Origin of the sequence: Yersinia sp. 1652 StPb PI (assembly GCF_041538345.1) — a bacterium.
In the GTDB taxonomy this organism is placed as follows: Bacteria; Pseudomonadota; Gammaproteobacteria; order Enterobacterales; family Enterobacteriaceae; genus Yersinia; species Yersinia enterocolitica_E.
Map to the genome: position 1 here is coordinate 108,695 of NZ_JAULSM010000001.1, position 25,746 is coordinate 134,440.

Consider the following 25,746-nt stretch of genomic DNA (forward strand, 5'->3'; position numbering starts at 1 on the left):
ATTTCGTGGGTTCCTGTAGCCAGTAAAAGTTCGGAAGTAAACATGTAGAAAAAAGCATTGGGAACCCGTAAAGGGGTTTGAGGGCCAATGATGTAAAAAACCACGCTAAGGAGATAATTCATTGTTTATATTTAGATTTAACGGCCTCAACTCCCCCTTCATAATATCCTCCGATAGTGTGAACGTATAATGTCCCAGCATGTTGATATGACCGTGTATCAGAGGCTAAAGCCGCGCGATATGTTCATCCTCTGGCCCTTCCCCGGTGCTGCGCAGGTGCGACAAGGCTTCCTGCATATAAAGTGTATTCCACAGCACCACTGCGTTTGTCACCAGACCCAGCGCACCCAACTGATCTTCCTGCCCCTCGCGGTAACGTTTTCTGATCTCACCACGCTGATCGTAGCAGATGGCTCTTGCCACGGCATGGCGACCTTCGCCCCGGTTCAGCTGTGTTAGGATCCGGCGGCGATAGTCTTCATCATCAATATAGTTGAGAAGATACAATGTCTTATTAACTCTTCCGACCTCCATTATTGCCTGAGCAAGCCCTGACGGTCGGGTACTTCTCAATAGCGATCGAATGAGTTCTGACGCATGAATAGTGCCCAGCTTCAGCGAACCGGCAACCCGCATCATCTCATTCCAGTGGCTTTCTATTTTAGAAAGGTCAACACAACCCCGCGCCAGTTCGTCCAACGCCCCGTAATTCGCTGCTTTGTCGGCCCGCCAGAACACCGCCTCACCCGCATCCGCCAGACGAGGTGAAAATTGGTATCCCAGTAGCCAGAACAAGCCAAAGATAATGTCACTGGTACCTGCTGTGTCCGTCATGATTTCAACCGGGTTTAGTCCCGTTTGTTGCTCAAGTAGCCCTTCAAGCACAAAGATGGAATCCCGCAGCGTTCCAGGGATAACTATGCCATGAAAACCCGAATATTGGTCAGAGACAAAGTTGTACCAGGTGATGCCGCGCCCTGAACCAAAGTATTTTCTGTTGGGGCCAGAATTCACCGTTTTCACTGGTGTGACAAAACGCATACCATCAGCGGAGGCTACCTCACCGCCACCCCAGTATCCTGCCAACGCTAACGAGGACTGAAAATCAACCAGTCGCGCATTGGCGCTGACCAGCGTTTCTGCTCGGATGTAGTTCTGTTTCACCCAGCTCAGGCGATGGCGGGTCAGGGCAGGGATATTGTGCTTGATCAGCGGCTCATGTCCGATATTGCAGGCCTCAGCCAGCATCACCGCACACAGGCTTATATGTAGATCCTGCGCACGGGCACCTGACTCGCTGACATGGCTGAATTCACAGGTGAAGCCCGTTCTGGCGTCAATCTCGAGCAACAGTTCTGTCAGGTCAACGGGTGAGAGCAATTGTCTGACTCGGCTGCTCAGTCGTATGAGCGCCGGTGGTTCATCCAATTTATCCAGGCTGCTGATGGTCAGCGAAGGATATTTACCTTCATTTCAGATGTCCACGGCGGTATTGCGGTCAAAACGTGATGCCACCGTTTTCCAGGTTTCATCTAGCCGTGCTGCCAATTGCTCCGATGCTTTACTGCCATTGGTGGGGTGACCCAATGCCCGGCACACTGGAACCCGCTGCGCCTGCCATTCTTCCCCCTGAAGAGGTTTTTGGCGCGGATCACCCCAACGATCGCTGTTTTCCAACCAAATGTCACGACGGCGTAGCGCATCCTGAAGTCGCTCCAGCAGACACAACGAGTAACCCGCTCGCTGTATCCGACCTTCAGCATCTTACACCAGGCGTTTCCAAGGGCCTGAAATGATATGTTCAGGTGTATCGTCCAGGATCCGTTTTTTCGAGCCGTTTAGCTCTGCCAGGTAATGGATGGCAGCCAGGGTATGTTCACCGTCTGGGGCCGCCCGGAAGTGCAGATCGCGCAGTAGTGCGGGCAAAAAACGCTTTACCCGTCCGTACTGCTCCACCATTTCATCCTGAAAGTTTGTATCCTGGGGGCGGGCAAGTTCATTCACTTTTTCCACGGACTCTGCCAGTCTGGCGACAGGTATACTGCTGAATATGGTCTTTCGCAGCAAATCATCGCCAGTATCCTCATCAAGTAAAAGTGCACATGCCCGCGCCAGCAGCAACGCAGCGCGGTCAAGATCCTTGAGCGTCCTAAGTCGCTTTTTCTGCCCGGTTTTCTTCGCCTCCCGGGTAATATTGAGGATCAGCATATCCAGCACGTCAACGGCCTCGTCCAGCGCCGAGATTTCTTGCGCTTTCACAAATGCGGTGAGGATAGCCAGCCGCCGTTCTTCTGGCATTCTGCTGATATATTTCGGCATAGCGTGCCAGGTTGCGGAGCTGTATGGCAGGCAGCCCAGTGAAGTTCAGGCAGGAAAATTCCAGGCTGCGCAGGCGAGTGTAACGTTCAAGTGCTTCAGTGAACGCGGGGCCGCTGATAGTGACAGGGCCTCTTTTTAGGTGCTCCATCACTGAGAGTCGCTGTCCTTCGGGGATTTCAAGTAACCCAGCCAGTTGTGCGGTCTGCCAACGGTTTGGCAGCGCGGCCAATTTTCGCCACAGGCGGCGGGTCGCACGCTCACGGATTTCACCAATGACCCTCGTCAGGGTGGATGCGGCTGGCAACAACACTTTATTTTGAAGCAACCACGCGGTGGCAAAATCGAACATCAGTCCGGGCGTTCATTACTGAGCCATGCACGGGTATACAGCAATCGCTTCAGTCTGAACGACCACGGGAAATCACCGAAATCATGATAGCTGTAGTGCTGCCTGATAAGCCCGTGGTGCTCCCAACGTGTGTTTTCCCTTTGAGCATAGCGGGAGATGATCTCTGGATAGCGGATGTTAAGTTGCCTTGCGACATAAAACTGGACACCGGGCGGTATTTGAATGAGATCGGGCAAGAAGGTTCCCAGAAAGCGGGCGGTTGTGAGTTGAAGGGCAATCCCCAACCGGTTATGCCTGCCCCTACGCAGGTTGATGAAAGTAAGGTCTCGCTCATCAAGATGAAAATACCGTGCCAGTTGAATCTCGTTTGGCTCTGCGGCATAACGCCCGTAGTTCTGTGTCTGTTTGTCGGTCAGAAAATCAGCAGCCATCACGCATCCTTTCGTTATTTATTGAACCGTATTATTTTTGGCAGTATCAGATATTATAAGTTATGAGACTGCTAAAAACAGATCAAAAAATGAGTATCAGAAATCGTGATTTATGCTTTATGATACTACACAGTATCAATATCGATTTGTGAGACCAATATGGCATTACTGGGATATGCAAGAGTATCAACCAGCCATCAGAAGCTAACGGTGCAGCTCACGGAGCTGAAATCTGTTGGTGTTAGAGATGACAGAATATTTACTGATGTGATGTCGGGAGCCACGGACGAACGTGAAGGATTACAACGTCTGCTGGCCCGTGCGGAAAAAGACGATATCATCATTTGTACAAAAATGGATCGGCTTGGCCGCAATACCGCAGACATGATCCACATTGTTGATGCGTGCTATAAAAAGGGGATCGCCATTCGATTTCTGGAGAATGGACTGAGTACTGAAGGTACTATGGGGAAAATGGTGATTCAGATACTTGCGGCTGTAGCTGAAGCTGAACGTGAACGTATTCTGGAACGCACCAATGATGGCAGAGTAGCTGCTATGGCTACCGGTGTCAGATTTGGCAGAAAACCCCACCCGGCAACCTCCTCAGCTCAGGCTCTAATCAGGCAGGGACTTTCTTTTAAGGCTGTCCAGGAGAAAACGGGAATTTCCCGTGCTACTTATTTCAGGTTAAAACGAAACTAATTTTGACATCTTAAATAGTTTAATTTTATTTATTGGATGGCTATATGAATATTAATATAACAAAGTGCTCGACTACTGAAGAGTACTATGTGCTGTCTAAATCGACTAGAAGACCATCGGTACACTTATCGGAAAATATATTTCCTACCAATTTGAGTCACCACAGTCGATTTGGTTTTGAAAAAAAACAGGAAACGTTAATAATTAGGACTACCAAACTACCAGATTTTAGCGGCATATTCCTTAAACTCATATCTGTGATATTTCTTCTTATGCTATATGTTGCAGGTGCAAACGCCGCAAACATTAATGGTGTTGGGATTAAAAAGCTTGAAGTTGTCGACCCTATTGATCATCACCCAATGGAAACGGTGGTGTTCTTTCCAAGCTCTGGCCGCTCGGAAGTTACCAGTATCGGTCCTTATCAGATCGCGGCGTCCAAGTCGGTCTCCATTGGGAGCGATTTATATCCGTTGATCCTACTATCGCATGGAAACATGGGCAGTATGTGGGGACATCATGATCTCGCTACAGCCCTTGCGCAGCAAGGATACATCGTCGTAAGCGTGACCCATCCAGGCGATAATTTCCAGAATTCGAGTTTAATGGGGTCTACTAGCACAATCTACGGACGCCCCTTGCAGATATCTGCTGCTTTATCAGCTGCTCTCAAAGATTCTGTGCTTGCGCCGCATATTGATAAAGGTCGAATAGGATTTTTGGGGTTTTCTGCCGGTGGAACCACAGGCTTGATACTCGCAGGAGGCAAGCCGACTCTTACTCTCCTTGCGGAATACTGCGCGAAGCGTCCCAAAGACCATCATGTCTGCGAAGCAAAGGGACACATCAGACTTGATCGTCCCGAACTCTCCCCATCAGCTGATCTGCGTATTCGGTCATTCGTCCTACTCGCCCCCTTAAGTGTCATTTTTACCCCAGAGGGATTGAAGCCTATTAAGTCACCGTTACTTATTTTTGTCGGGGATAAGGATGAAGAATTATCTCCTGGTGATAACGCGATAGCATTGGCGAAGAGTACAGAGGCTTGGTTACAGATCATCCCCAACGCTGGTCATTTCACATTCTTATCACCGTGCTCACCTGATATGAGCCGTGCAATGCCGAATTTATGTGCTGATCGTAAAGGTATAGATCGTGTCGCGATCCATCAACGCATTAATGTTGAGATAACAACCTTCTTCAACGAATCGCTTGGCATAAAATAGCTGAGAGATGATAAGCGAGTTTTTTTAGCCATTACCTATATCCTTTTTGATTTAATACTTTATCGGAATATAAGCATTTACAAAATTTTCAGGACAGGCCCATTGGAAGACGAATGCTCACGCTACCAGCGGTTATCATGAAATTAAAATTTTTCTTATTAAATTTTAATTTAAACAATAGATTACCTCCTTAACGTGGTTTTTTACTTCATTGGCCCTCAAACCCCGTAAATGTTGAAAAAATAAATTGAGTTATACACATCTCCACGATCAGTAAAGCCAATGAAGTCGCGGGCTAGCAAGCCTCCTCCACAGCAAATGGGAGCAAACTCTGCCGGTGAGTATGTGCATATATTTCCGTCTTGTTTGGTACCGAACAGGCCAGCGGCATACTGGAAATACGTGCAGGCTTTCCTCCATCGAGATACCCGTATCCGGCCCGCCACTGCAGTCATGAAATTGAGTAACGTCTGGACGGGTGAAAATACAGTATTACGCGGACTAAAGGAGAGGTACGCCAGATTGCCGTACCAAGCATCGGGCCACTTAAAACGCTAAGTCCCCATCCCACGCCGATCATCCCCCAACAAGACAATAAATCAGTACGAGAAAATCAGGCGAATGTTTTCTCGTATCTTTTATTGCAGGCGTCATATCATCAATTCCTATTAAATATAGCGCACTGACAAAAAGCTACGTGATATATCACGGTGTTGCAGGATGAGTTCAATGGTTCGATATATCAAGCATAGTCCGGCTTGCAACCAGAGCCTGAGCATGCTGGTAAATTTTTAAACGCAACCAGCAGCGTAACCGATCGCTATGTGTCCGCTCATGCCAGATCTGTATCATGCTGATACGCGGCAGTGCCAAAGGTATCTGAGCGGGAAAGCCAGAAAGGATCGGTGGTACTGGAATCACAGTACCCGGCGCCACAGTCATCTCGGTGGCGTAAGTCCGGATGCCTTCGAAAAGGCCTCGCCGTGAGGACAGAAACTGTCTACTGGGATATGGTCACTCCATAAAGCAATATCTGAAAGTTACCAAGGCTGCGACTTTTGGCGCTACGTGAAGTGCGCCCAGCACCATTCACAAATCAAAGTAGAGCCTTATTTTCTCTAATCAGTCCGCAATAAGTTGCTCTATTACTTGACTGGGTGAGCACCACATTTATAAGCGAATCAGTTGAAGGCCAACACTATCCTTTATGACCCGCCATAAACTATCCAGTTTTACAGTATTTCGACGGAAATAGAGCATATGACGATGACACCGATGCGGTGCCATCCGGTTGCAATGAGACGTGCGATATCTGGTCAACGTGTTACAACTGGGCGAAGATGCGCCTACCCGAGGCGCATGGTGCATGATCTTCGGTCATTATCGCGGTAGTAACGTTACCCGCACCCGCACATATTATGGACGGCTAACGATGCGGTTGAGCAGTTCCAGATTGCCCAACTGATAGAGGGTAAAAGCATAGTTTGGTGTTCCTGTTAGTGGGTGGGCTTCAATAAGGTACTGTTGCCGGGAAATAAAATTTTAAGATCAACCGCTTCAGCCATCGCACGGTTACCTTCATCGCCGGGATGGAGCCGGTCACCAGAGTCAAAACGCGACAGCAGGCGGGTAGGATGCTCAGGGTCACGTAACACCGTATCAAAATCAATAACGGCATCAAAGGTGCCACTCTGGCGTATCCAAGTATTCACCTGCTGGCGTAAGGCTTCTTTCTCTGGTTGGTAATAATTGTCCATCGGTGTACCAGGCAATGCCCCTTCGAATGGCGTCAGTGTTGCACCGATAACACGCAAACCACGAGCATGAACCTGCTCAGCCAGTTGGCGATAGCCGGCTGTTAACGCCTCGAGTGTGGGTCTTGTGCTCTGTGGAGCGAAAATGGTACCCGGCCAGGCAATGTCGTTAATCCCTATCATGACAATAACGCTTTGCACTCCTGGTTGAGCCAACACGTCACGGTCCAACCGTGCCAATGCATTGACACCCATGCCGTCAGACAGAAGCCGGGCACCGGAGATGCCAGAGTTGATAACACTGATACCATGCGAGGCAAGGCGAGTAGCCAGGAAGTCTGGCCAGCGGCTATTCTTGTCCAGACTTGCAGCATTACCATCAGTAATGGAATCTCCGAGAACCACAACTGTCTGCGCCGCCTGTTCAGTTTCAACCTGAACCCCCACCAGCAGCGGACGCGCCGTCGTGCTCTGAGTGGAAGCATCTGTCACCTTAAGTTCCAGGGCTGAGGTCTGATCTCCTGGAACAATCCAGCTAGTCTGACGGCCATCCCAGTGGAAGGTGCTCATAGTGGTAGCCTTCGGTAGATAGAAACTCACGGAAACCTGAGTCAATGCAGGTATGTGTGATGCTACGGGATCGCTGACCAACAAAGCACCAGGGAGGATCGTCGCTGCTTCTTTGCCACCAAATGTCACAGTGCGTAAGCTATCAGCCGCAATGCTGTGGTTGTTCTGTGCCTGTGCAAAGGTTACTTTGCCCACGGTGAGTGGCTGACTGCCATAGGTATTGGATAGCACGATACGAAAACGCTCTCCACCCAAGCTGATACGCGCCACTTGGCGAACTGTTTGATCATGCAGTTCGGTTGGTATATTGGTGGGAAGCGGAAAACTCGAACCCCATACAGGCTGTGGGCTGGCCCCCCAGGTTGCTACCCAAGACGGCGTGGCAGCTACCGCAGTGGTGGTTACCATGGCAGTACCCACTACAAGGGCCCAAGTTAGAACTATCCTTGATGAAGTCGTTAAAAATGATTTGAATTGCATTTTCATATTAGTGAACTCAAAAGTAAATCGTGTTTTAATTATGAATTCAAAGACACTATCACGATAGACTGTTCAGCGGAATAGCATTTGTGAATTGAACTCATTAAGGAGGCAGATATGGCCCGCCAGGAAGTCAACCGTTCCGGCGAATTAGAAGTGTTCGTGCGTGTGATTGAGCTAGGCGGCTTTTCTGCCGCCGCCCGCGTCTGTGGCATAACTCCTTCAGCTGTCAGCAAGCTGGTCGCACGATTAGAGCAACGGCTGGGTACACGGCTAGTGAATCGTTCCACACGACAACTGCAACTGACACCAGAAGGCTGTGCCTACTACGAGCGCGTAGTGCGTATCCTTGCCGATTTGGACGAGGCAGATCGCTGTGCCAGTGAAAACTCCGCGCCACGTGGTCGGTTAAGGGTCAATGCCAATGTGCCCTTTGGGCATCACTTCCTGCTGCCGTTGATACCTGAATTTTTGGAGCGTTATCCTGAGGTCATGCTGGATATTATGCTGACCGATGAGGTCATCGATCTTCTGGAAGAACGTACCGATGTGGCCGTGCGTGCGGGGCCGCTCAAAAGCTCAAACCTGATGGCGCGTAAATTGGGTCAGACATGCAAGATAATTGTTGGGTCGCCTGATTATCTGGCTCGCCATGGTGCCCCAATGACGCCAGAGGATTTATACCAGCACAATCGTCTGGGAACGAATTACGTGCGCGCCCAACCTGGCTGGTTATTGCGTCAGGGTGACAACAATATCGTGATACCCATTAGTGGCAACGCTCAAGTCAGTGATGGTGAGGCGTTGCATCGTCTCGCCTTGGCTGGGCTAGGGTTGGCGCGTCTTGCTGCCTTTCAGGTACGTGAGGATATCGGTGCGGGCCGACTGATACCCGTACTTGAGGATTGCAATCCTGGCTATATAGAAGAAATCCATGCTGTGTATGTCGGGCAAGGTGGTCATCTGCCGTTGCGTGTGCGGGCTTTTCTGGATTTTCTGGCTGAAAGAGTCGATATCAGTACCCGATCAATAAATTCAAAACTGCCTTGCAAGAGCTGAAAATAGGGTATCTCAGCTATCATTTATAGGTAAAAATAAAGGCACCTTACAGGTTTAAGGGGGGAACTTCACGTGGAAAAGTGGAGGTATTTTGGTTCAGTAGGCTGTAAGCCAAGTCATCTATTTGAGACAAATTATACCGCTCAGTTTTGAACCACTTTATTGCTCTGAGTCATGCGCAAGCGCTGTACTTTACAGATCTTTCGGAACCTGCCCGGAATGTAATGAAATCTGAGATTGAACCGCACCGGTTTTCTTGGAGACTAAACTCTCAATGAAAGGAGATCCGAAATGACATCAAAGCCAGCAAACCGATATCCACCAGAGTTACGTGAACGTGCTGTAAGAATGCTATTGGAATACCATGATGAATATGCCTCTGAGCCGGAAGCCACCTGTGCCATTTCATCCAAAATAGGCTGCCATTACGATACGTTGCGGGCCTGGTTGCGCCTGTACAAAAACGACATTCGCGACAATGCCAATACCACGGAGAGTGATAATGGGGGCCTGACACTCAGCGAGCGACAACGTTTAAAAGAGCTGGAGCGTGAGAACCGCGAACTGTGTAGTAGCAACGATATCCTGCGCCAGGCCTCGGCTTATTTTGCTCAGGCCGAGCTCGACCATCACTGGAAAAAACAATGCCACTCATCGAACACCTGAGTAGCGCATACGGGGTGGGCCGGTCTATCGCGAGCTGGATATTGCCCCGTCGACATATTACTGGCATCGACAAAGTCAGCAGCATCCTGAACAATGCAGTCGCATGGAAAAGCATGACATCCAGATGACTTGGGAAATAAAACGCGTTTATGAAGAAAACTACTGTGTCTACGGTGCGAAAAAAGTCTGGCGTCAGTTGTTCCGAGAAGGGGTCGGGTGGACTGGTACAACAATCGACGACTGCTGGAGCGGATGGGCCATATCCCGCCCGTTGAAGCTGAAAAGGCGTATTATGCTTCCCTTGGAAATAAGTAACTGGCAGCCTGAGTTCCCAGACTTAAAACTCTCCAAAAAACTCGGGGCGGTTCAATAAGCCTAAAGTCCCGAAAGTGGACTGACACCTTAAAGTTTATATTTCCATGTAGAGTTGTTTGTTGCTGCGGAATGTCGTCTTCATAGAGTGGGGCTCCAATTTCCCAGGAAAACAGGATCACGCTATGCAACTCCCTTTCGAACTCGACCCGCAGATTATTCATCACATCATTTACAGTCAGGTTGGATGGCGCAAGCAGGGAGATGACGACTTATGCTGAAGTCTCTCCTGAAGTATCTGCCTGCCTCGTCATTAAAAGTCGGTAGCGGTGAGAAATCTACTGCAACGCAATCGCTATCAATCCAGATACCGAACGGCTATCACGCGCCGGTATCGGCCCATGAGCAATTGGCAACGCCCCGGCGCGAACAGTGGTTGCAGATGCTGTGGGATTACTCGTCATTACCAAAAAATCTGTATCGGCAGTATTACCTGCAGCCGCTTGAGCACTGCGTCACTCTGATGCAGCAGTTCCCTGCCACGGAGAACGATCATCATGCCTACTTTGGGGGTATGGTGGATCATCTGCTTGAAACGGTGGCATATGCTGCCCGGCTATCAAAAAACTATTTGTTACCGGTCGGAGCACAACCGGAAGAGCAGGCCTCACAAAGTGCTGCCTGGAACGCGGTGATTGTCTATGCAGCCATGCTGCAATCGCTCGACAAGCTATGCCAGATTGAGGTTGAGTTGGAAAGTGGTCTGCGCTGGATGCCGCTTTGTGCCATGCCGGGTGAACCCTATCGCTTTCGTTTTAAGCCGGTTACTGATGCAATGCATATTCAGAGTCTGGGCGCGATGCTGGCCTGGAAAGTCATTCCTGATGAGGCATTGCTTTGGTTGAGTACCTGGCCGGCAGTGCTTAACACGTTATCGCTGTATTTGACGGGATTTCGAAACGAATCAGGAATAGTCAACGCCATTGTCTCAGATGCCATTCGTACTTCAGCGGGCAAGTCCGCATTACCTGCAGTACAGATTGTTCAACCTATTTCAGATTTGGGAGGTATTGCCCCATCTGCATTACTCCCAATGACTAATGCACCTTCTTCAGCGATATCATCTGTAGATATAACATCTGCTATAGCGATGGAAAACAATGTAAATATCAACCTGGTTTCTGCGTTAGAGAACGATCTGTCCTCTCAGATAGACACTGTTGCGACAGATACGACTAGTGAGTTGTTAACTATCATGGGGTATGACGGTACTGAGACAAAACCGAATATTATATCTGAGGTTCAAGAAACCGTTTTTAATCTGGGGGCTGTCTTTAGCGAATGGTTGAAAAAAAGCCTTTTAGAACAATTAATTGTAGTTAATGAAAGCGGTTCTCATGTATACATTATTGCGGGTTATGTGTTTGTGAGGACGCCGACAATATTTTATCTGTTCATATCAGAAAACAAATTGGCTTTGGCTGAACAATCCTGTGATTGGAAAACTGTCCAGAAGCAGTTTGAGAAGCTGAAGTTCCATAAACGCCAAACTGATGGGACGAATGTGTATCGATGTCAGGACAAGGAAGGTAACAAATCCTTTAATGGCTACCTGATCCCTGCGGCAAAAATTTATGGTGTCGTTTCCCCTCCGGCAGATAGCTCCTTATTGATTGTAAAATGACAGGTTATGGAGAACTCGTGATAATGAGCGATAAGCTGCTAACGTTTGAAGAGCTGTTAGACCATTATTTTTTCATAAATTCCGTACGGGATGATACTGAGTGGAGCTACCGTAAAGTGGTAAGAACCTTTTTACGGTACACTAGTAACACACCGAATGATGTTGACAATGTGTTGGTTCTTGGATGGCGCAGGTACGTCCTGAAGGAGCAAAAACTGCAAGCGACAACGTGGAATAATAAAGTGACTCATATGAGGGCGCTATTCAATTTCGGAATGAAAAACGGACTTCTGGCACATGATGTCAATCCTTTCAGTAAAGCTGCTGTTCGGGCGGGAAAGAAAAAGAAGAAAACTTTAACCAAGGGACAGACGGACGCTGTTTATCGCCTGATGTCACAGTATCGTGAACATGAAAAGTTACATGCCCAGAGCCTGTCAGTGAATAATAGAGTCCACGCCTGCAAACCCACCTGGTTTTGGTTAGCGGTACTTGATACGCTCAGCTATACCGCAATACGACAAAACCAGCTTCGACATGTACGCATCTGCGACGTGAATCTGGAGGATCGGTGGATTGATTTGATCATCGCAGGAGCAAAGAATCACCGGGAACTGCGTATACCCATCATCACTGAATTATTCCCCAGTTTAGAAGAGTTGGTTACCCGGTCGTTGGAAATAGGGGCTGAGCCGGAAGAGCAACTGTTCAATGTGAATCGTTTTGATATGGGACGCAAAGCGAAGCGAGAAGAAAATGGAGCGGTAATGGGTATTTACCCTATTCGTGCTTTCTTTCGGCGTATATCTAAAGAGTGCCGGTTTATCGTCAGTCCCCACCGTTTTAGGCACACGGTAGCGACCAATCTGATGAAGTCACCGGATCGAAATATTCAAGCCGTAAAACGCCTGCTAGGGCATTCCAGTTTACGCTCTACGCTGGAGTACATCGATGAGGATGTGGAGAGCTTGCGGGATATCCTGGAGGAGGAATTCAAGCGATAGGGCGCCAGGATGAGAGTATCTTCTTGACACAGTTTGACATTTGCATACTAAAACGGTAAAAATTGTAAGCGAAACAGCCCGCCTGTTGATAGCAGGCGAGCTTTTCAAGAGCCTATGTTCAACAATCACAACCTAAGTAGTAGAGCTAAAAAGATCTACACCGTGTTAACAAGGACTCGTTTCGTGCCCGTCAATTTTTCATCCTGAATGATTGACAAGCGCTTCTGAATATGGTGCCCGGACTCGGAATCGAACCAAGGACACGGGGATTTTCAATCCCCTGCTCTACCGACTGAGCTATCCGGGCAACGGGGCGCATTAAACCGTATTGGCCGCTGATCGTCAACGAATTTATGGTTTAAAACCACTAAAACTGTACTGACTGCTCTCTTTTCAGACAAAAGAACCAGAAATTATCTCAGGGCAGCGATAAAACTTAGTGGTAAATCACTTAACCCAGTGCGCCATTTTTACGGCATTGCGCGACTTCCAATACATCTTCAGCCAGGCGCTTGGCAATTTCAACATCGACGAGTTGACGTTTAACCAGCAGTTTGCTTAAACAACCTTCCAGAATCAGTTCCATCTGTTGTGCAACCATAGCTGCATCATCAGCGTCCATCTCTTGCAACAGCTCTTGGGTATAGAGTAGTGAGGCCTGTTTCTGCTGTTCAGCCAACTGGTGGATCGGGTGTTCATTATCGGGATAGAAACTGCATGCAGCAATAAATAAGCAACCGGGGTAACGCTGATTCTGCACTTGCTCACCTAGCGTCTGGTAACGCGCCAGTAACTTTTGTTTGGGTGATAAGGTTTCGTCCAGTTGCAATTGTCGCCGCCAGGTATCTATCTGCTGGCCATGAAAGCGCAGACAGTCATACAACAAAGCTTCACGATCCGGCCAGAAACGGGCCAGATCACTGACTTCAACTGACACCTCTTTTGCCAGCATCTCCAGCGTGGTGTTTGCCAGTCCTTGCTGCTCCAATAGATTGAGCGCACTGCTTAAAACTTGTTCACGTTGCACGTTGCTCTCCTCCAACTTCTTATCTGGCAAGTGTGGTTTACCACCGCCTATGGTGCAAATAGTCTATACCCTGCGTACTGATTAATAGACATCGGCAGGTATGGACATTTTCTGCCAGCAGACTCTGTACCTTATCATTACTACGGCGACATTTTTCTAACTCTTTACCCTTTAGTTGTTTGTTAATTTATAACGACAAAATCACCGCACGATTTTTGCTATTTAGCAGTCTGTGAAGCAGGGCGCATTTTATTGTGCATCTGCCTATAACGATTGGTGAATAACTCATAATTCCTGTTCTTTTGCCTGATGGTTTATTGGAACGGGGTTTCTATAATGATCATCGTGAACCGTAAATAGAAAAAATCTTACAAAACAGGCGCAAAATTAACGACTAACACCCACTGCCGTGTGCGCTGGCAACCTGAATTGCATCACGTCCTGCATCGAGCCGTCGTTCCATCCGGGCGTTCAATTATAAGGATCGAAAATGAGTCTGCAAAATTATCCTAATCAGTTCCGCCGCAACCTACAACAAGGGCAAACCCTTATTGGTTGCTGGAGTGCACTGGCAAATCATATTTCAGCCGAAGTGCTGGGCCTGGCGGGTTTTGACTGGTTGGTTCTGGACGGTGAACATGCGCCGAACGATGTTACGACGTTTATTCCACAACTCATGGCGCTGAAAGGCAGTAATAGCGCACCGGTTGTACGTGCGCCCTGTAATGAACCCATCATTATAAAACGCTTATTGGATATCGGTTTTTATAACTTCCTGATCCCGTTTGTTGAAAGCGAAGCAGAAGCCATACGTGCGGTTGCCTCGACCCGTTATCCACCGGCGGGGATCCGCGGGGTTTCTGTGTCTCATCGCGGTAACAATTACGGCACCGTACCCGACTACTTTGCCACCATCAACGACAACATCACCGTACTGGTGCAAATCGAAAGCCAGCAAGGGGTGGATAATATTGATGCTATCGCCGCCGTTGATGGGGTGGACGGTATTTTTGTTGGACCGGGCGATCTGTCGGCGGCACTGGGTTATCTGGGGCAGCCCAATCATCCCGAAGTACAAAAAGTGATTCGTCATATTTTTGATCGCGCTAAAGCACAGGGTAAGCCGAGCGGCATTTTGGCGCCGGTTGAAGCTGATGCCCGCCGTTATCTCGAATGGGGGGCAACCTTTGTCGCTGTTGGCAGTGATTTGGGCGTATTTCGTAGCGCGACTCAGGCGTTATGCGACAAATTTAAAAAATAACCATCAGTCTGTTTTGACAGTTTAGTACTGCCGCGTTGACGGCCTTCCGACTTAATTGAGGAGTAATAAATGAAAATCGGCTTTATTGGTTTAGGGATTATGGGAAAACCAATGAGTAAAAATCTGCTGAAAGCGGGCTACTCATTAACAGTGCTCGATCGTAATGCTGCGGTGCTGGATGAATTGATCACGGCTGGCGCGCGTACGGCAACGACACCAAAAGCACTGGCAGCAGAATGCGATATCATCATTACCATGCTACCTAATTCGCCTCATGTAAAAGAAGTGGTACTGGGTGAAAACGGTGTTATTGAAGGTGCTAAACCCGGCTCTGTGCTGATTGATATGAGTTCGATTGCACCGCTGGTTAGCCGTGAAATCAGTGAAGCGCTGGCACTAAAGCAGGTTGCAATGTTGGACGCGCCAGTCAGTGGTGGTGAGCCAAAAGCTATCGATGGCACTTTGTCAGTGATGGTGGGTGGTGATAAAGCGGTATTCGAGAGCTGTTTCGAGGTGATGAAAGCCATGGGGGGATCGGTGGTGCATACTGGTGATATTGGTGCTGGTAATGTGACTAAACTGGCCAATCAGGTGATTGTCGCACTGAATATTGCCGCGATGTCTGAAGCCTTGGTGCTGGCAACTAAGGCGGGAGTGAACCCTGATCTGGTATTCCAAGCGATCCGTGGTGGTCTGGCAGGCAGTACCGTGTTGGAAGCCAAGGCGCCGATGGTGATGGATCGTAACTTCAAACCAGGCTTCCGTATCGATCTACATATCAAAGACTTAGCTAATGCCCTCGACACCTCGCATGGCGTCGGTGCACAGTTGCCCCTGACCGCAGCCGTGATGGAGATGATGCAGGCGCTGAAGGCTGATGGTTTGGGCACCGCTGACCACAGTGCATTGGCGTGTTATTACGAGAAATTGGCTAAAGTTGAAGTCACTCGTTAATCGGTGGCTCCGGTGCCTGCGGGTGCCGGGCTACTGGGTAACAGGGCTATACTGGTAAGCATTCCGTTATCCTGAGCGGCCGGTTTATAACGTCGGAGCCTGTGCGGTATTGGATAGCTCATGAGATTGAATCATTTATGAAAATAGTCATCGCCCCAGACTCTTATAAAGAAAGCTTATCTGCGCTGGATGTTGCGGTGCAGATTGAAGCGGGTTTTCGCACTCAATTTCCCGATGCACAATATATCAAATTGCCGGTCGCGGATGGTGGTGAAGGTACCGTTGAGGCCATGGTTGCGGCCACCACTGGCCGGATTATTCAGGTCAATGTGACCGGCCCGTTAGGTGACGAAGTTGCGGCTTTTTACGGAATATCCGGTGATGAAAAATCGGCCTTTATTGAAATGGCAGCCGCCAGCGGGCTAGAGCTGGTTCCGCCAGAACTGCGCAACCCACTGAAAACCACCTCCTACGGTACCGGCGAATTGATTTGTAATGCGCTGGATCAGGGGGTCAAACATATAATTATCGGCATCGGTGGCAGTGCCACCAATGATGGCGGTGCAGGCATGGTGCAAGCGCTGGGTGTCAAACTGCTGGATAAGCAGGGTAAGCAGATTGGTTTTGGCGGCGGGAAGCTGGCTGAACTGGATGTTATTGATATCTCAGGACTGGATCCGCGTATTAAGCAGTGCCAAATCGATGTTGCTTGTGATGTCACCAATCCACTGACTGGCAGTGAAGGGGCATCGGCTATTTTTGGGCGGCAGAAAGGGGCGACACCTGAGATGGTTAGCCAACTGGATGACGGTTTGCAGCATTATGCAGGTATCATTAAACGTTATCTTGATATTGATGTTGACCAGGTTGAAGGCGCTGGCGCGGCGGGTGGTTTAGGTGCGGCATTACTGGCGTTTTGCGGTGCAACCTTAAGCCCCGGTATTGATATTGTCACCGATGCTCTTGGTCTGGACGCTTTGGTTAGGGACGCGACGTTTGTTATTACCGGCGAAGGGCGCATTGATAGCCAAACCATTCACGGCAAAGTGCCGATTGGTGTCGCGAGAGTTGCCAAACGTTATAATAAGCCAGTGATTGGTATTGCCGGTAGCCTGACAGACGATGTTGATGTGGTGTATGAGCATGGTCTGGATGCGGTATTCAGCGTGATCTACAGTATCTGTACTCTGGAGCAGGCACTGGATAATGCGGCAGCCAATGTGTTTATGACCGCACGCAATATTGCCGCCACGCTGGCGATGGGGATGGCTGTCGGTAAATCATCGCAAGAAAGTAAATAACACGCTTTTGGTCATAACCATCCACCGGTAAATCTCTATCAGGGCTAACGATTGATTGGCCCTGATTTCCTCGTTGGCGCTCAACTTTGCCAGCAGCATGCCCCCGGTTCTGCCATTTATGTGACCCGTCCCTCAACTCTCTTTCTTTGTGGTGTGAATTGGGCGTTTGTCCAATGTATTCCCCTTCCAGACCTCATATGCTGGTGCATCAGCCCAGACTGAGGCCCATTCATGAGTGTATATAATCTTGACCCCCGGCTAGCCCAGGATATTGTTACCCGTACCATGAAGATCATTGATACCAATATTAATGTGATGGATGGTAAGGGGCGGATCATTGGTAGTGGTGATGAAGAGCGCCTTGGCGAACTGCATGAAGGGGCGCTCTTGTCGCTGTCTCATGGCCGGATTGTCGATATCGATGAAGCTGTTGCTCGCCAGTTGCACGGCGTGAGGCCAGGGATCAACCTGCCATTGCGCCTTGAGGGCGAAATCGTGGGGGTGATTGGCCTAACCGGCAACCCGGGGCAACTACGTCAATATGGCGAACTGGTGTGCATGGCAGCAGAGATGATGATGGAGCAGGCGCGGTTGGTGCATCTGCTGGCGCAGGATAGCCGTCTGCGTGAAGAGTTGGTATTGAACTTGATCCGCACCGAAGAGATATCACCGGCACTGATTGAATGGGCGCAGCGCCTTGGGGTGGATATCAATGAACCACGGGTCGTGGCCGTGGTGGATGTGGACAGCGGCCAGTTGAGTGTCGACAGTGCAATGTCGGAATTACAAGAGCTGCAAACCCTGTTGACGACGCCAGAGCGCAATAATCTGATTGCGATTGTTTCACTGACTGAGATGGTGGTGCTTAAACCGGCGCTAAATAGCCATGGCCGCTGGGATGCTATTGATCACCGGCGGCGTATGGAGTCTTTGCTGTCGCGCATGACTGAGCGGGGTCGCTTGCGAGTGCGCCTGTCGCTTGGCAATTTCTTTACCGGGCCGGGCAGTATTGCGCGCTCATATCGTACCGCTCGTACTACCATGGCGGTCGGTAAGCAACGGATGCCGGAGCAACGCAGCTATTACTATCAGGATTTGGTGTTACCGGTATTGCTTGATAGTTTGCGTGGTGGCTGGCAGGCCAATGAATTAGCCTTACCACTGGCTAAATTACGGGCGATGGACAGTAACGGTCTGTTGCGGCGCACTCTGGCCTGCTGGTTCCGTAATAACGTACAGCCAACGGCTACTGCCAAAGCGTTATTTATTCATCGCAATACCCTGGAGTATCGGTTGAATCGTATTTCCGAACTGACCGGTTTGGATTTAGCGAACTTTGATGATCGCTTGCTGCTGTATGTGGCGCTTCAATTGGGCGAGCAGGAGTAGATGTGATAGTAAGGTAGATGTGATAGGAAGAAGAGCAGGCCGAGTGAGTGTCACCCGGCCTGATGATTCACTGATACTTAGGTCACTGGTGCCGGATTAAACACCGCCAAGGCATTGCGCAGCCCCCATTGATCGGACCACGTCCGTTTGCGATCACTGGCAATATCCAGAATAAATTCAAACAATTGCTGACCAACTTCTTCAATAGTGGCATCACCTGTCGCAATGGTTCCGGCATCGATATCCATCAGGTCATGCCAGCGGTTAGCCAGATCAGTGCGGGTTGCCATTTTGATTACCGGCACTGCCGCCAGACCATACGGCGTGCCGCGCCCGGTGGTAAATACCTGAACGGTAATACCAGATGCTAACTGTTGCGTGCCGCAGACAAAATCACTGGCTGGGGTGGCTGCAAAAATCAGCCCACGCTTGGTGGGGCGCTGCCCCGGTGAAAGCACCTCCACAATGGCGCTGCGGCCGGATTTGGCAATAGAACCGAGTGCTTTTTCCACGACGTTTGCCAATCCGCCCTTTTTATTCCCGGGTGAAGGGTTGGCGCTACGATCGGTTTTGCCGGTTTCGAGGTAGTCGTCGTACCATTTCATCTCTTCCAGTAACCTTCTGCCAACCTCCTCGTTAATCGCCCGCGGGGTTAACAGATGGATAGCATCACGCACTTCCGTGACTTCAGAGAACATGACTGTTGCGCCGCAACGCACCAGTAAGTCCGAAGCGTAGCCCACTGCAGGGTTCGCGGTTACGCCAGAGAAAGCGTCACTGCCACCACATTGCATACCGACCACCAATTCAGCGGCCGGGCAGGTTTCACGTTGGCGCATATTCAGGCGTTGTAGATGCTTTTCCGCCACTTGCAGAATGTCATCGACCATGGAACGGAAGCCGACATGTTTCTCATCTTGCAAGCGCACGATATTGCTTTCATCCAGTGAGATAACCTGCACGTCAGGTGTCCCTTCCAGCAGCCGCTCGGGTTGGAGTTTTTCACAACCGAGACCGACGACCATCACTTCGCCACCAAAATTGGGGTTAAGGGCCAAGTTATGAATAGTGCGGATGGGTACTACCGCTGCTGGGGCATTGATTGCCACTCCACAGCCATATAAGTGATTCAGTGCAACTACGCCATCGACATTGGGATATTTGGGTAGCAGGGTGCGCTCAATGATATTGACCACATAATCCACCACGCCAGCGACGCAATGTACGCTGGTGGTAATCGCGAGTAGGTTTTTGGTCCCGACACTGCCGTCAGCGTTGCGATAGCCCTCAAAGGTATAACCTTCCAGTGGTGGCAGGGCCTCGGGGACTGCGGTGGCAAGGGGTAAGGTCTCCAGTGCGGGTGCGGCAGGTAATTCAACCAACGATTCATCTATCCAGCCGCCGCGAGCGATATCCCGCACTGCCAGACCAATCACCTCAGCATAACGAATGATTGGGCCGCCTTTAGGAATATCGACCAAAGCCACTTTATGGCCTTGTGGCACATGCTCAATAAGTTCAAGGCCACATTTAAACCGGGTGCCAGCACATAGGCCATTGTTATTAACCACAATGGCAACATTATCCGCGTCCTGTACTTTAATATAAAGCGGGTTGTCTACAGGACTATTACAAATGCTCATAATATTTCCCTTATATACCCTTTAATTTTTTTGGGTACGATAATTATGTTGATAACATAACTGTTATTTTTATCAATACAGCCATTATTTGTCTTAAACATAATGCTCACTAGCTTGTAAATAAGTATACGCTGCTAAAAAGAGCAAGGCATTGTGCGGATGACCTGGATGCTAATGGGTTTGGTGCCTATTTTTGTTCGCAAGCCCAAAAGCAGGTGAGCATTATCACGAAAAGGTCATTTAGCGCCGACATACTTTGACATTAAAAACGCATATAAAAAAAGCCCTTCGACAAAGGGCTATGTTAAAAATGGGTACGCGGGCTTTTATTATGCTGATGCTTTGATATCAAATGAGGCTATGCCAATATTAATAACAGAGGCGATATTGCGGGAAGCAGTTCTGATATTTTCAGTTGCCTGAGAGAGTGCATCGTCAAGTGTACAAATGTGGTAAATAATACTGAAAATAGCATCAACACCATGTTGATGAACAATGTTGGCATCGGTAGCCAGGCTGCCGGCAATACCAATCACCGGTTTATTGTATTTTTTGGCTAATCGAGCGACACCTACCGGGACTTTGCCATTGATACTTTGGCTGTCTATCCGGCCTTCACCGGTCAGAACGAGATGACAGTCTTTGATATAGGTTTCCAGGTCTAATGCTTCAGCGACTATCTCCACGCCCTGGCGCAACTGTGCACCGCAAAATGCCAACAATGCGGCCCCCATACCGCCAGCGGCCCCCGCGCCGGGTATCCTATCTACGTCTATTCCCAGATATCGTTTAACCATCTGCGCGTAATGGACCAGGTTATTATCCAGTATCACAATCATGGCGGCCGTAGCCCCCTTCTGTGGGCCAAAAATAGCGGAAGCGCCTTGCTCACCGGTCAGCGGATTGGTCACATCACAAGCGACTTCAATGCGGCAATCTTTAAGGCGTGGGTCCAGCTGCGACACATCTATCGAGGCAATGTTATGTAAACTGCCGCCACCAAAATCAATCTCTGCGCCATAGGCGTTACGCAATTTGGCCCCTAGCGCCTGTACCATACCTGCACCGCCATCGTTGGTGGCACTGCCACCGATACCGATAATAATATGACGCACGCCTGTTTGCAGCGCCGCACGGATTAATTCACCGGTGCCGTAGGAGGTCGTGTTTAACGGGTTCCTCAATTCGGGTGGGACCAATTCCAGTCCGCTGGCCGCTGCCATCTCAATAAAAGCCGACTTCTTATCACCTGATAATCCCCAGAAAGCCTGGATTTTATTACCCAGCGGCCCGGTAACATCAGTCATGATTTTTTGGCCGCCGGTTGCGCTGATCATAGCGTCGACAGTGCCTTCACCACCATCAGCCACGGGGATCTTGATGTATTCAGCATAAGGGAACACTTCTCTAAAACCTTGTTCAATAGCCTGAGCTACTGCTATAGCCGATAAACTTTCTTTATAAGAGTCTGGTGCGATGACTATTTTCATTAGGTGTCCTGTCGCTATATTTCAAACAACAAGTGCCCCATAAGAGGCACCTATTGTTATTCCCTTAAGATGTTTTCAATTCCAGACGTTTGATATCGCCTACAACAAATAAGTAGCAGAACATAGCCATAATGGCAGAGCACCCAACAAAGATTAATGCGGCATTAAAGGAGTGTAATTCTTTCACCAGATAACCGATAACCAGCGGTGTGACAATAGAGGCGACGTTACCAAATACGTTAAATAATCCGCCACATAAACCAACAATTTCTTTTGGTGCGGTATCAGCAATAACTGGCCAGCCCAATGCACCGAAACCTTTACCAAAGAAGGCCAATGCCATCAGTGCGACCACCACCACGTCACTATCGACGTAGTTGCACAGAATAATGCTTGATGCCAATAACATACCTAACACGATAGGGACTTTACGGGCAAAAGTCAGAGAGTGACCACGTTTAATGAGTGAGTCAGAGAATACGCCACCTAATACACCACCGGCAAATCCGCACAATGCCGGGATAGAGGCGACCATCCCCACTTTTAAAATAGACATCCCTTTATCTTGTACTAAATAAATGGGGAACCAGGTTAGGAAGAACCAGGTAATGGTATTAATAAAGTATTGACCAAAGAAGACACCTAACATCATTCGGCTAGCCAATAATTGCTTCAGATAATCTAATTTAGGACCGCTTTTATGACCGTCAGGTTTCTTGTGGTCCATATCGACAACCGCACCACCTTGTTTTATGTATTCAAGTTCAGATGCAGACATACCCGGGTGATCGGTCGGGTTATGAATAAATTTAACCCAGGCAATGGTTAATACGAAACCTAGCCCGCCCATCACAGTAAATACATGCTGCCAGCCCCAGGCAAAGGTTAAATAACCTAATAACGGAGAGAAAAGGGCCAGAGAGAAGTATTGTGCAGAGTTAAAAATGGCTGAAGCTGTGCCTCTTTCTTTGGTTGGAAACCAGGCCGCGACAATTCTGGCGTTAGCTGGGAAAGAGGGTGCTTCAGAGAAACCTAACATAAAGCGCATGATAAACATGGAGATAGCGGCATACGCTATCGGGAACATGTCGACAAACCCTTGCGTAAAGGTAAATAGCGACCAGAAGAACAGGCTATAGGTGTAGACCCGCTTGGAGCCGTAGCGGTCCAACAACCAACCACCCGGTATTTGCATTAGTAGGTAAGCCCAACCAAAGGCTGAGAAGATATAACCCATTGCAACAGCATCTAATTGCAATTCTTTTGCCACTTCGGTGCCTGCAATTGACAATGTTGCCCGGTCAGCATAGTTAATTGCAGTCACAATAAAGATAATCAATAATATTATATATCGGACGTGGGTCCGTTTTTCAGTCACAGCGGCTTCCAGACTCATTTTTATACCCTCTATAATCATTATTTAGGTTGCCGCATTTAAATTCGTTATGAATGAGATGCAATAACCTATTTTTTTATTTGGTGTTATATAAATAAAAGAATCAATTTTCATAAATGTCTTCGTTAGCGCCAGATACATTATATGGAGCGGGGAAATAATTCGCATTGTGCATAGGCCCAAAAAAACGCGGCTAAATTATTTAATTGTTGTGTGGCTGTACAGCGAAGTGGGGTTATCATCACAAATACCCGTCGGACTTGAGGTTGCAACGGTGCGAGCGGTCTTGCCGCAACAGCAACTAGTTTGGTTATATTCCAATGAGATTATTTTTAATCCTGATAATAAACTGATCTGGATCAAAATTATCTTTAGTATTCAGATGGGGTAAATAAACATCTAATTAACATTGCCCGGGTTAAATCTCTTTATTATTGTAAATAACTGAGTGAAATAACTGTGCTTAATCGATTCTTCCCGCTATTTATTACTCTTTATCTTCGTGCATTTGCCTATTTAATTATCCCGAAATATCAGCAATGGCACGATTCTTTTGCATTAAAAATTAATTGTAATAATACAACATTATAGACACTATGTTTGTAAGGTTAATGATTTGATAGAGTTGTGAATAGTTGTTGCAAATAATAATTATTTATCCGGCAATGGCGTGACTTCTGGGAAGAAATAAGATGAATCCATTTATTGTGGCTGACGCCGAAAGTTGTATTGGCTGTCGCAGCTGTGAAGTAGCTTGTGTTGTCGCTCATCATGAGGGGACATTCCCTGATAAACCTGACTATTTCACACCTCGGGTGAAAGTATTTAAAGGTAACCAAAGTGCCACTGCGGTCTTTTGTCACCATTGTGAAGATGCCCCTTGTGCCAGCACTTGCCCGAATGGTGCCATCGTTGAGTTGAATAACAGTGTTCAGGTTATTCAGGAAAAATGTATCGGCTGCAAAACCTGCATGATCGCCTGCCCGTTTGGCATGATGACGGTGGTCACCGAGACGGTACAACCTGCGAGTCATCGTCTGGCCGATGCCTATCAACGTACTGAAGCACAGAAATGCGACCTTTGTATTGATCAGCCTGATGGCCCTGCTTGTATCAAAACCTGTCCGACGCAGGCCCTGACACTGGTTGATCAACATTATCTACTCCGGCAACAGCAGCAAAAGCGCCAGCGCACCGCATTGAATGAGCACAATGGCCGTTTGTTCAGTAGTGCTACTTCTGCTGGCGCGGCGCACTCATTCAGCCCACTGAGCAAAAATATTCGTGATGCGGCACCGGTTAATCTATTGCAGCGGCCACGAACACCGCGCCTTGAGCCTAAAAAAATCCCACTGGCGGAGCGTAAGGCAAGTTTTGCCGAGATCTATCTGCCGTTCACTGAAGGCCAAATCCATGAGCAGGCTGAACGTTGTTTAAATTGCGGTGATAAGACCATCTGTCAGTGGACCTGCCCGCTACATAACGCTATCCCGAAATGGATTTCATTGGCTCATCAGGGCCGTATTCATGAAGCAGCTGAGTTATCCCACCAAACCAGTAGTTTGCCAGAGATATGTGGCCGAGTTTGCCCGCAGGACCGTTTGTGTGAACAAGCTTGTACTTTAAACGACCACGATGGCGCAGTGACGATTGGTCAGATTGAACGGCATATTACGGAAACGGCATTAGCCACCGGCTGGCGGCCGGATATGTCGCAAGTCAAACCCACGGGTAAACGTGTTGCTATCATCGGTGCAGGGCCTGCGGGGTTAGGGTGTGCGGATATTCTGGTCCGTAACGGCATTACACCGGTGGTGTTTGATCGTTATCCCGAAATCGGTGGTTTGTTAACCTTTGGTATTCCGGCATTCAAATTAGAGAAAGGTGTGATGACCCGTCGGCGTGAGATTTTTAGCGAGATGGGTGTCGAGTTCTGCCTAAATACCGAGATTGGGCGGGATATCACCATGGAGAGCCTGCTTAGTGATTTCGATGCCCTATTCCTCGGCGTGGGAACATACCGTTCAATGCGCTCCGGGTTGGAAAATGAGGATGCTCAAGGGGTTTACGATGCATTGCCATTCCTGATCGGCAATACCCAACACCTGATGGGGTTCGCGGGCAGTGGTGCTCACCCTTATGTCAGCATGGAAAACCAACGGGTAGTGGTTTTGGGCGGCGGCGATACTGCGATGGATTGTGTACGTACTTCGTTGCGCCATGGTGCTAGCAGCGTGATTTGTGCTTACCGTCGTGATGAAAAGAACATGCCTGGCTCCAAGCGAGAGGTGAAAAATGCGCGCGAGGAGGGGGCCGAATTTATGTTCAATCTTCAGCCACAAAAGATTGAGGTGGATGAACAGGGGCAGGTTACTGGTATCAAAATGGTTCGAACTGAAATGGGGCAGGCAGATGCTAAAGGGCGGCGGCAGGCCCGCCCAATCACCGGCTCCGAGCACATTATTCCGGCCGACGCGGTGATTATGGCCTTTGGTTTTAGCCCGCACCGTATGTCGTGGCTGGCGGAACACAATGTGGTGCTGGATAAGCAGGGGCGAGTGGTCGCACCGACGATTTCCGGTTACCCGTATCAAACCAGTAACCCAAAAATCTTTGCGGGTGGTGACATCGTGCGTGGCGCAGATCTGATTGTCACGGCCATTGCCGAGGGGCGCAAAGCGGCCGAAAGCATTGCTTATTATCTCAATGTTTTATAACCCCGGCGG

17 protein-coding genes, 1 tRNA gene, 1 pseudogene and 1 other annotated feature are annotated in these 25,746 nt (G+C 48.8%); of the genes and pseudogenes, 12 read left to right on the plus strand and 7 right to left on the minus strand.

Annotated elements, in window-relative coordinates; all coding sequences use genetic code 11:
- Nucleotides 1-105: 105 nt before the first annotated feature.
- Nucleotides 106-3,099: pseudogene (locus Q2T71_RS00600) on the minus strand (Tn3 family transposase).
- A gap of 159 nt (nucleotides 3,100-3,258) precedes the next feature.
- Here Q2T71_RS00600 and Q2T71_RS00605 point away from each other — a divergent pair.
- Nucleotides 3,259-3,804, plus strand: a complete 546-nt coding sequence (locus Q2T71_RS00605) for a recombinase family protein (protein WP_372557793.1) — start codon at nucleotides 3,259-3,261, stop codon at nucleotides 3,802-3,804.
- Nucleotides 3,805-3,848: 44 nt separating this feature from the next.
- Nucleotides 3,849-5,030, plus strand: a complete 1,182-nt coding sequence (locus Q2T71_RS00610) for an alpha/beta hydrolase family protein (RefSeq protein ID WP_372557794.1) — start codon at nucleotides 3,849-3,851, stop codon at nucleotides 5,028-5,030.
- Nucleotides 5,031-6,526: 1,496 nt separating this feature from the next.
- Here the strand turns inward: Q2T71_RS00610 and Q2T71_RS00615 are convergent.
- Nucleotides 6,527-7,762: an SGNH/GDSL hydrolase family protein gene (locus Q2T71_RS00615; protein ID WP_372557795.1), complete on the minus strand. Its 1,236-nt coding sequence runs from the start codon at nucleotides 7,760-7,762 to the stop codon at nucleotides 6,527-6,529.
- 189 nt (nucleotides 7,763-7,951) lie between these two features.
- On the opposite strand from Q2T71_RS00615, the gene Q2T71_RS00620 reads away from it, so the two are divergent.
- The 5 genes from Q2T71_RS00620 to Q2T71_RS00640 all read left to right on the plus strand — a co-directional run bounded on the left by Q2T71_RS00620 (nucleotide 7,952) and on the right by Q2T71_RS00640 (nucleotide 12,559).
- Nucleotides 7,952-8,893 (plus strand): LysR family transcriptional regulator, encoded by a 942-nt coding sequence (locus tag Q2T71_RS00620; protein ID WP_372557796.1) that lies wholly within the window; start codon nucleotides 7,952-7,954, stop codon nucleotides 8,891-8,893.
- Between the two features lie 291 nt (nucleotides 8,894-9,184).
- Nucleotides 9,185-9,559 (plus strand): transposase, encoded by a 375-nt coding sequence (locus tag Q2T71_RS00625; protein ID WP_372557797.1) that lies wholly within the window; start codon nucleotides 9,185-9,187, stop codon nucleotides 9,557-9,559.
- Nucleotides 9,493-9,608, plus strand: a sequence feature (AL1L pseudoknot). Its footprint overlaps the gene before it by 67 nt.
- A 54-nt stretch (nucleotides 9,609-9,662) precedes the next feature.
- Complete coding sequence (locus tag Q2T71_RS00630) at nucleotides 9,663-9,932, plus strand: hypothetical protein (RefSeq protein WP_372557798.1); 270 nt, start codon at nucleotides 9,663-9,665, stop codon at nucleotides 9,930-9,932.
- A gap of 213 nt (nucleotides 9,933-10,145) precedes the next feature.
- Entirely contained in the window at nucleotides 10,146-11,555 is a 1,410-nt protein-coding gene (locus tag Q2T71_RS00635; RefSeq protein ID WP_372557799.1) for a TraI domain-containing protein, read from the plus strand.
- Between the two features lie 23 nt (nucleotides 11,556-11,578).
- A complete protein-coding gene (locus Q2T71_RS00640; protein WP_372557800.1) occupies nucleotides 11,579-12,559 on the plus strand; it encodes a tyrosine-type recombinase/integrase in 981 nt (326 codons plus the stop codon).
- A gap of 231 nt (nucleotides 12,560-12,790) precedes the next feature.
- On the opposite strand, the gene Q2T71_RS00645 is transcribed toward Q2T71_RS00640, so the two are convergent.
- A tRNA-Phe gene (locus Q2T71_RS00645) sits at nucleotides 12,791-12,866 on the minus strand.
- A gap of 144 nt (nucleotides 12,867-13,010) precedes the next feature.
- Nucleotides 13,011-13,586 carry a transcriptional regulator gene (locus tag Q2T71_RS00650; protein WP_083161032.1) on the minus strand — a complete coding sequence of 192 codons (576 nt, stop codon included), beginning with the start codon at nucleotides 13,584-13,586 and terminating at the stop codon, nucleotides 13,011-13,013.
- Between the two features lie 490 nt (nucleotides 13,587-14,076).
- Between Q2T71_RS00650 and garL the strand changes: the two genes are divergently transcribed.
- The 4 genes from garL (at nucleotide 14,077) to Q2T71_RS00670 (ending at nucleotide 18,491) form a co-directional block, all read left to right on the plus strand.
- Nucleotides 14,077-14,847: a 2-dehydro-3-deoxyglucarate aldolase gene (gene garL / locus Q2T71_RS00655; protein ID WP_372557801.1), complete on the plus strand. Its 771-nt coding sequence runs from the start codon at nucleotides 14,077-14,079 to the stop codon at nucleotides 14,845-14,847.
- 69 nt (nucleotides 14,848-14,916) lie between these two features.
- A complete protein-coding gene (gene garR / locus Q2T71_RS00660) occupies nucleotides 14,917-15,801 on the plus strand; it encodes a 2-hydroxy-3-oxopropionate reductase (protein WP_083161028.1) in 885 nt (294 codons plus the stop codon).
- Nucleotides 15,802-15,938: 137 nt separating this feature from the next.
- Nucleotides 15,939-17,102 (plus strand): glycerate kinase, encoded by a 1,164-nt coding sequence (locus Q2T71_RS00665; protein WP_372557802.1) that lies wholly within the window; start codon nucleotides 15,939-15,941, stop codon nucleotides 17,100-17,102.
- A gap of 231 nt (nucleotides 17,103-17,333) precedes the next feature.
- Nucleotides 17,334-18,491, plus strand: a complete 1,158-nt coding sequence (locus tag Q2T71_RS00670; RefSeq protein ID WP_019211377.1) for a CdaR family transcriptional regulator — start codon at nucleotides 17,334-17,336, stop codon at nucleotides 18,489-18,491.
- 77 nt (nucleotides 18,492-18,568) lie between these two features.
- On the opposite strand, the gene garD is transcribed toward Q2T71_RS00670, so the two are convergent.
- The 3 genes from garD to Q2T71_RS00685 all read right to left on the minus strand — a co-directional run bounded on the left by garD (nucleotide 18,569) and on the right by Q2T71_RS00685 (nucleotide 23,020).
- Nucleotides 18,569-20,134 (minus strand): galactarate dehydratase, encoded by a 1,566-nt coding sequence (gene garD, locus Q2T71_RS00675; protein WP_372557803.1) that lies wholly within the window; start codon nucleotides 20,132-20,134, stop codon nucleotides 18,569-18,571.
- A 329-nt stretch (nucleotides 20,135-20,463) separates the two neighbouring features.
- Nucleotides 20,464-21,624 (minus strand): glycerate kinase, encoded by a 1,161-nt coding sequence (locus Q2T71_RS00680; RefSeq protein WP_372557804.1) that lies wholly within the window; start codon nucleotides 21,622-21,624, stop codon nucleotides 20,464-20,466.
- Between the two features lie 64 nt (nucleotides 21,625-21,688).
- Nucleotides 21,689-23,020 carry an MFS transporter gene (locus Q2T71_RS00685; protein WP_005187385.1) on the minus strand — a complete coding sequence of 444 codons (1,332 nt, stop codon included), beginning with the start codon at nucleotides 23,018-23,020 and terminating at the stop codon, nucleotides 21,689-21,691.
- A gap of 692 nt (nucleotides 23,021-23,712) precedes the next feature.
- Here Q2T71_RS00685 and aegA point away from each other — a divergent pair.
- Nucleotides 23,713-25,737, plus strand: coding sequence for a formate-dependent uric acid utilization protein AegA (aegA, locus tag Q2T71_RS00690; protein WP_372557805.1), 2,025 nt, complete (start codon nucleotides 23,713-23,715; stop codon nucleotides 25,735-25,737).
- The last annotated feature ends 9 nt before the right edge of the window (nucleotides 25,738-25,746 follow it).

Coding starts and splice junctions, on each gene's coding strand:
- Q2T71_RS00605 (WP_372557793.1), top strand. CDS start 3,259: ATGGCATTACTGGGATATGCAAGAGTATCAACCAGCCATCAGAAGCTA.
- Q2T71_RS00610 (WP_372557794.1), top strand. CDS start 3,849: ATGAATATTAATATAACAAAGTGCTCGACTACTGAAGAGTACTATGTG.
- Q2T71_RS00615 (WP_372557795.1), bottom strand. CDS start 7,762: ATGGTAACCACCACTGCGGTAGCTGCCACGCCGTCTTGGGTAGCAACC.
- Q2T71_RS00620 (WP_372557796.1), top strand. CDS start 7,952: ATGGCCCGCCAGGAAGTCAACCGTTCCGGCGAATTAGAAGTGTTCGTG.
- Q2T71_RS00625 (WP_372557797.1), top strand. CDS start 9,185: ATGACATCAAAGCCAGCAAACCGATATCCACCAGAGTTACGTGAACGT.
- Q2T71_RS00630 (WP_372557798.1), top strand. CDS start 9,663: ATGGAAAAGCATGACATCCAGATGACTTGGGAAATAAAACGCGTTTAT.
- Q2T71_RS00635 (WP_372557799.1), top strand. CDS start 10,146: ATGCTGAAGTCTCTCCTGAAGTATCTGCCTGCCTCGTCATTAAAAGTC.
- Q2T71_RS00640 (WP_372557800.1), top strand. CDS start 11,579: ATGAGCGATAAGCTGCTAACGTTTGAAGAGCTGTTAGACCATTATTTT.
- garL (WP_372557801.1), top strand. CDS start 14,077: ATGAGTCTGCAAAATTATCCTAATCAGTTCCGCCGCAACCTACAACAA.
- garR (WP_083161028.1), top strand. CDS start 14,917: ATGAAAATCGGCTTTATTGGTTTAGGGATTATGGGAAAACCAATGAGT.
- Q2T71_RS00665 (WP_372557802.1), top strand. CDS start 15,939: ATGAAAATAGTCATCGCCCCAGACTCTTATAAAGAAAGCTTATCTGCG.
- Q2T71_RS00670 (WP_019211377.1), top strand. CDS start 17,334: ATGAGTGTATATAATCTTGACCCCCGGCTAGCCCAGGATATTGTTACC.
- garD (WP_372557803.1), bottom strand. CDS start 20,134: ATGAGCATTTGTAATAGTCCTGTAGACAACCCGCTTTATATTAAAGTA.
- Q2T71_RS00680 (WP_372557804.1), bottom strand. CDS start 21,624: ATGAAAATAGTCATCGCACCAGACTCTTATAAAGAAAGTTTATCGGCT.
- Q2T71_RS00685 (WP_005187385.1), bottom strand. CDS start 23,020: ATGAGTCTGGAAGCCGCTGTGACTGAAAAACGGACCCACGTCCGATAT.
- aegA (WP_372557805.1), top strand. CDS start 23,713: ATGAATCCATTTATTGTGGCTGACGCCGAAAGTTGTATTGGCTGTCGC.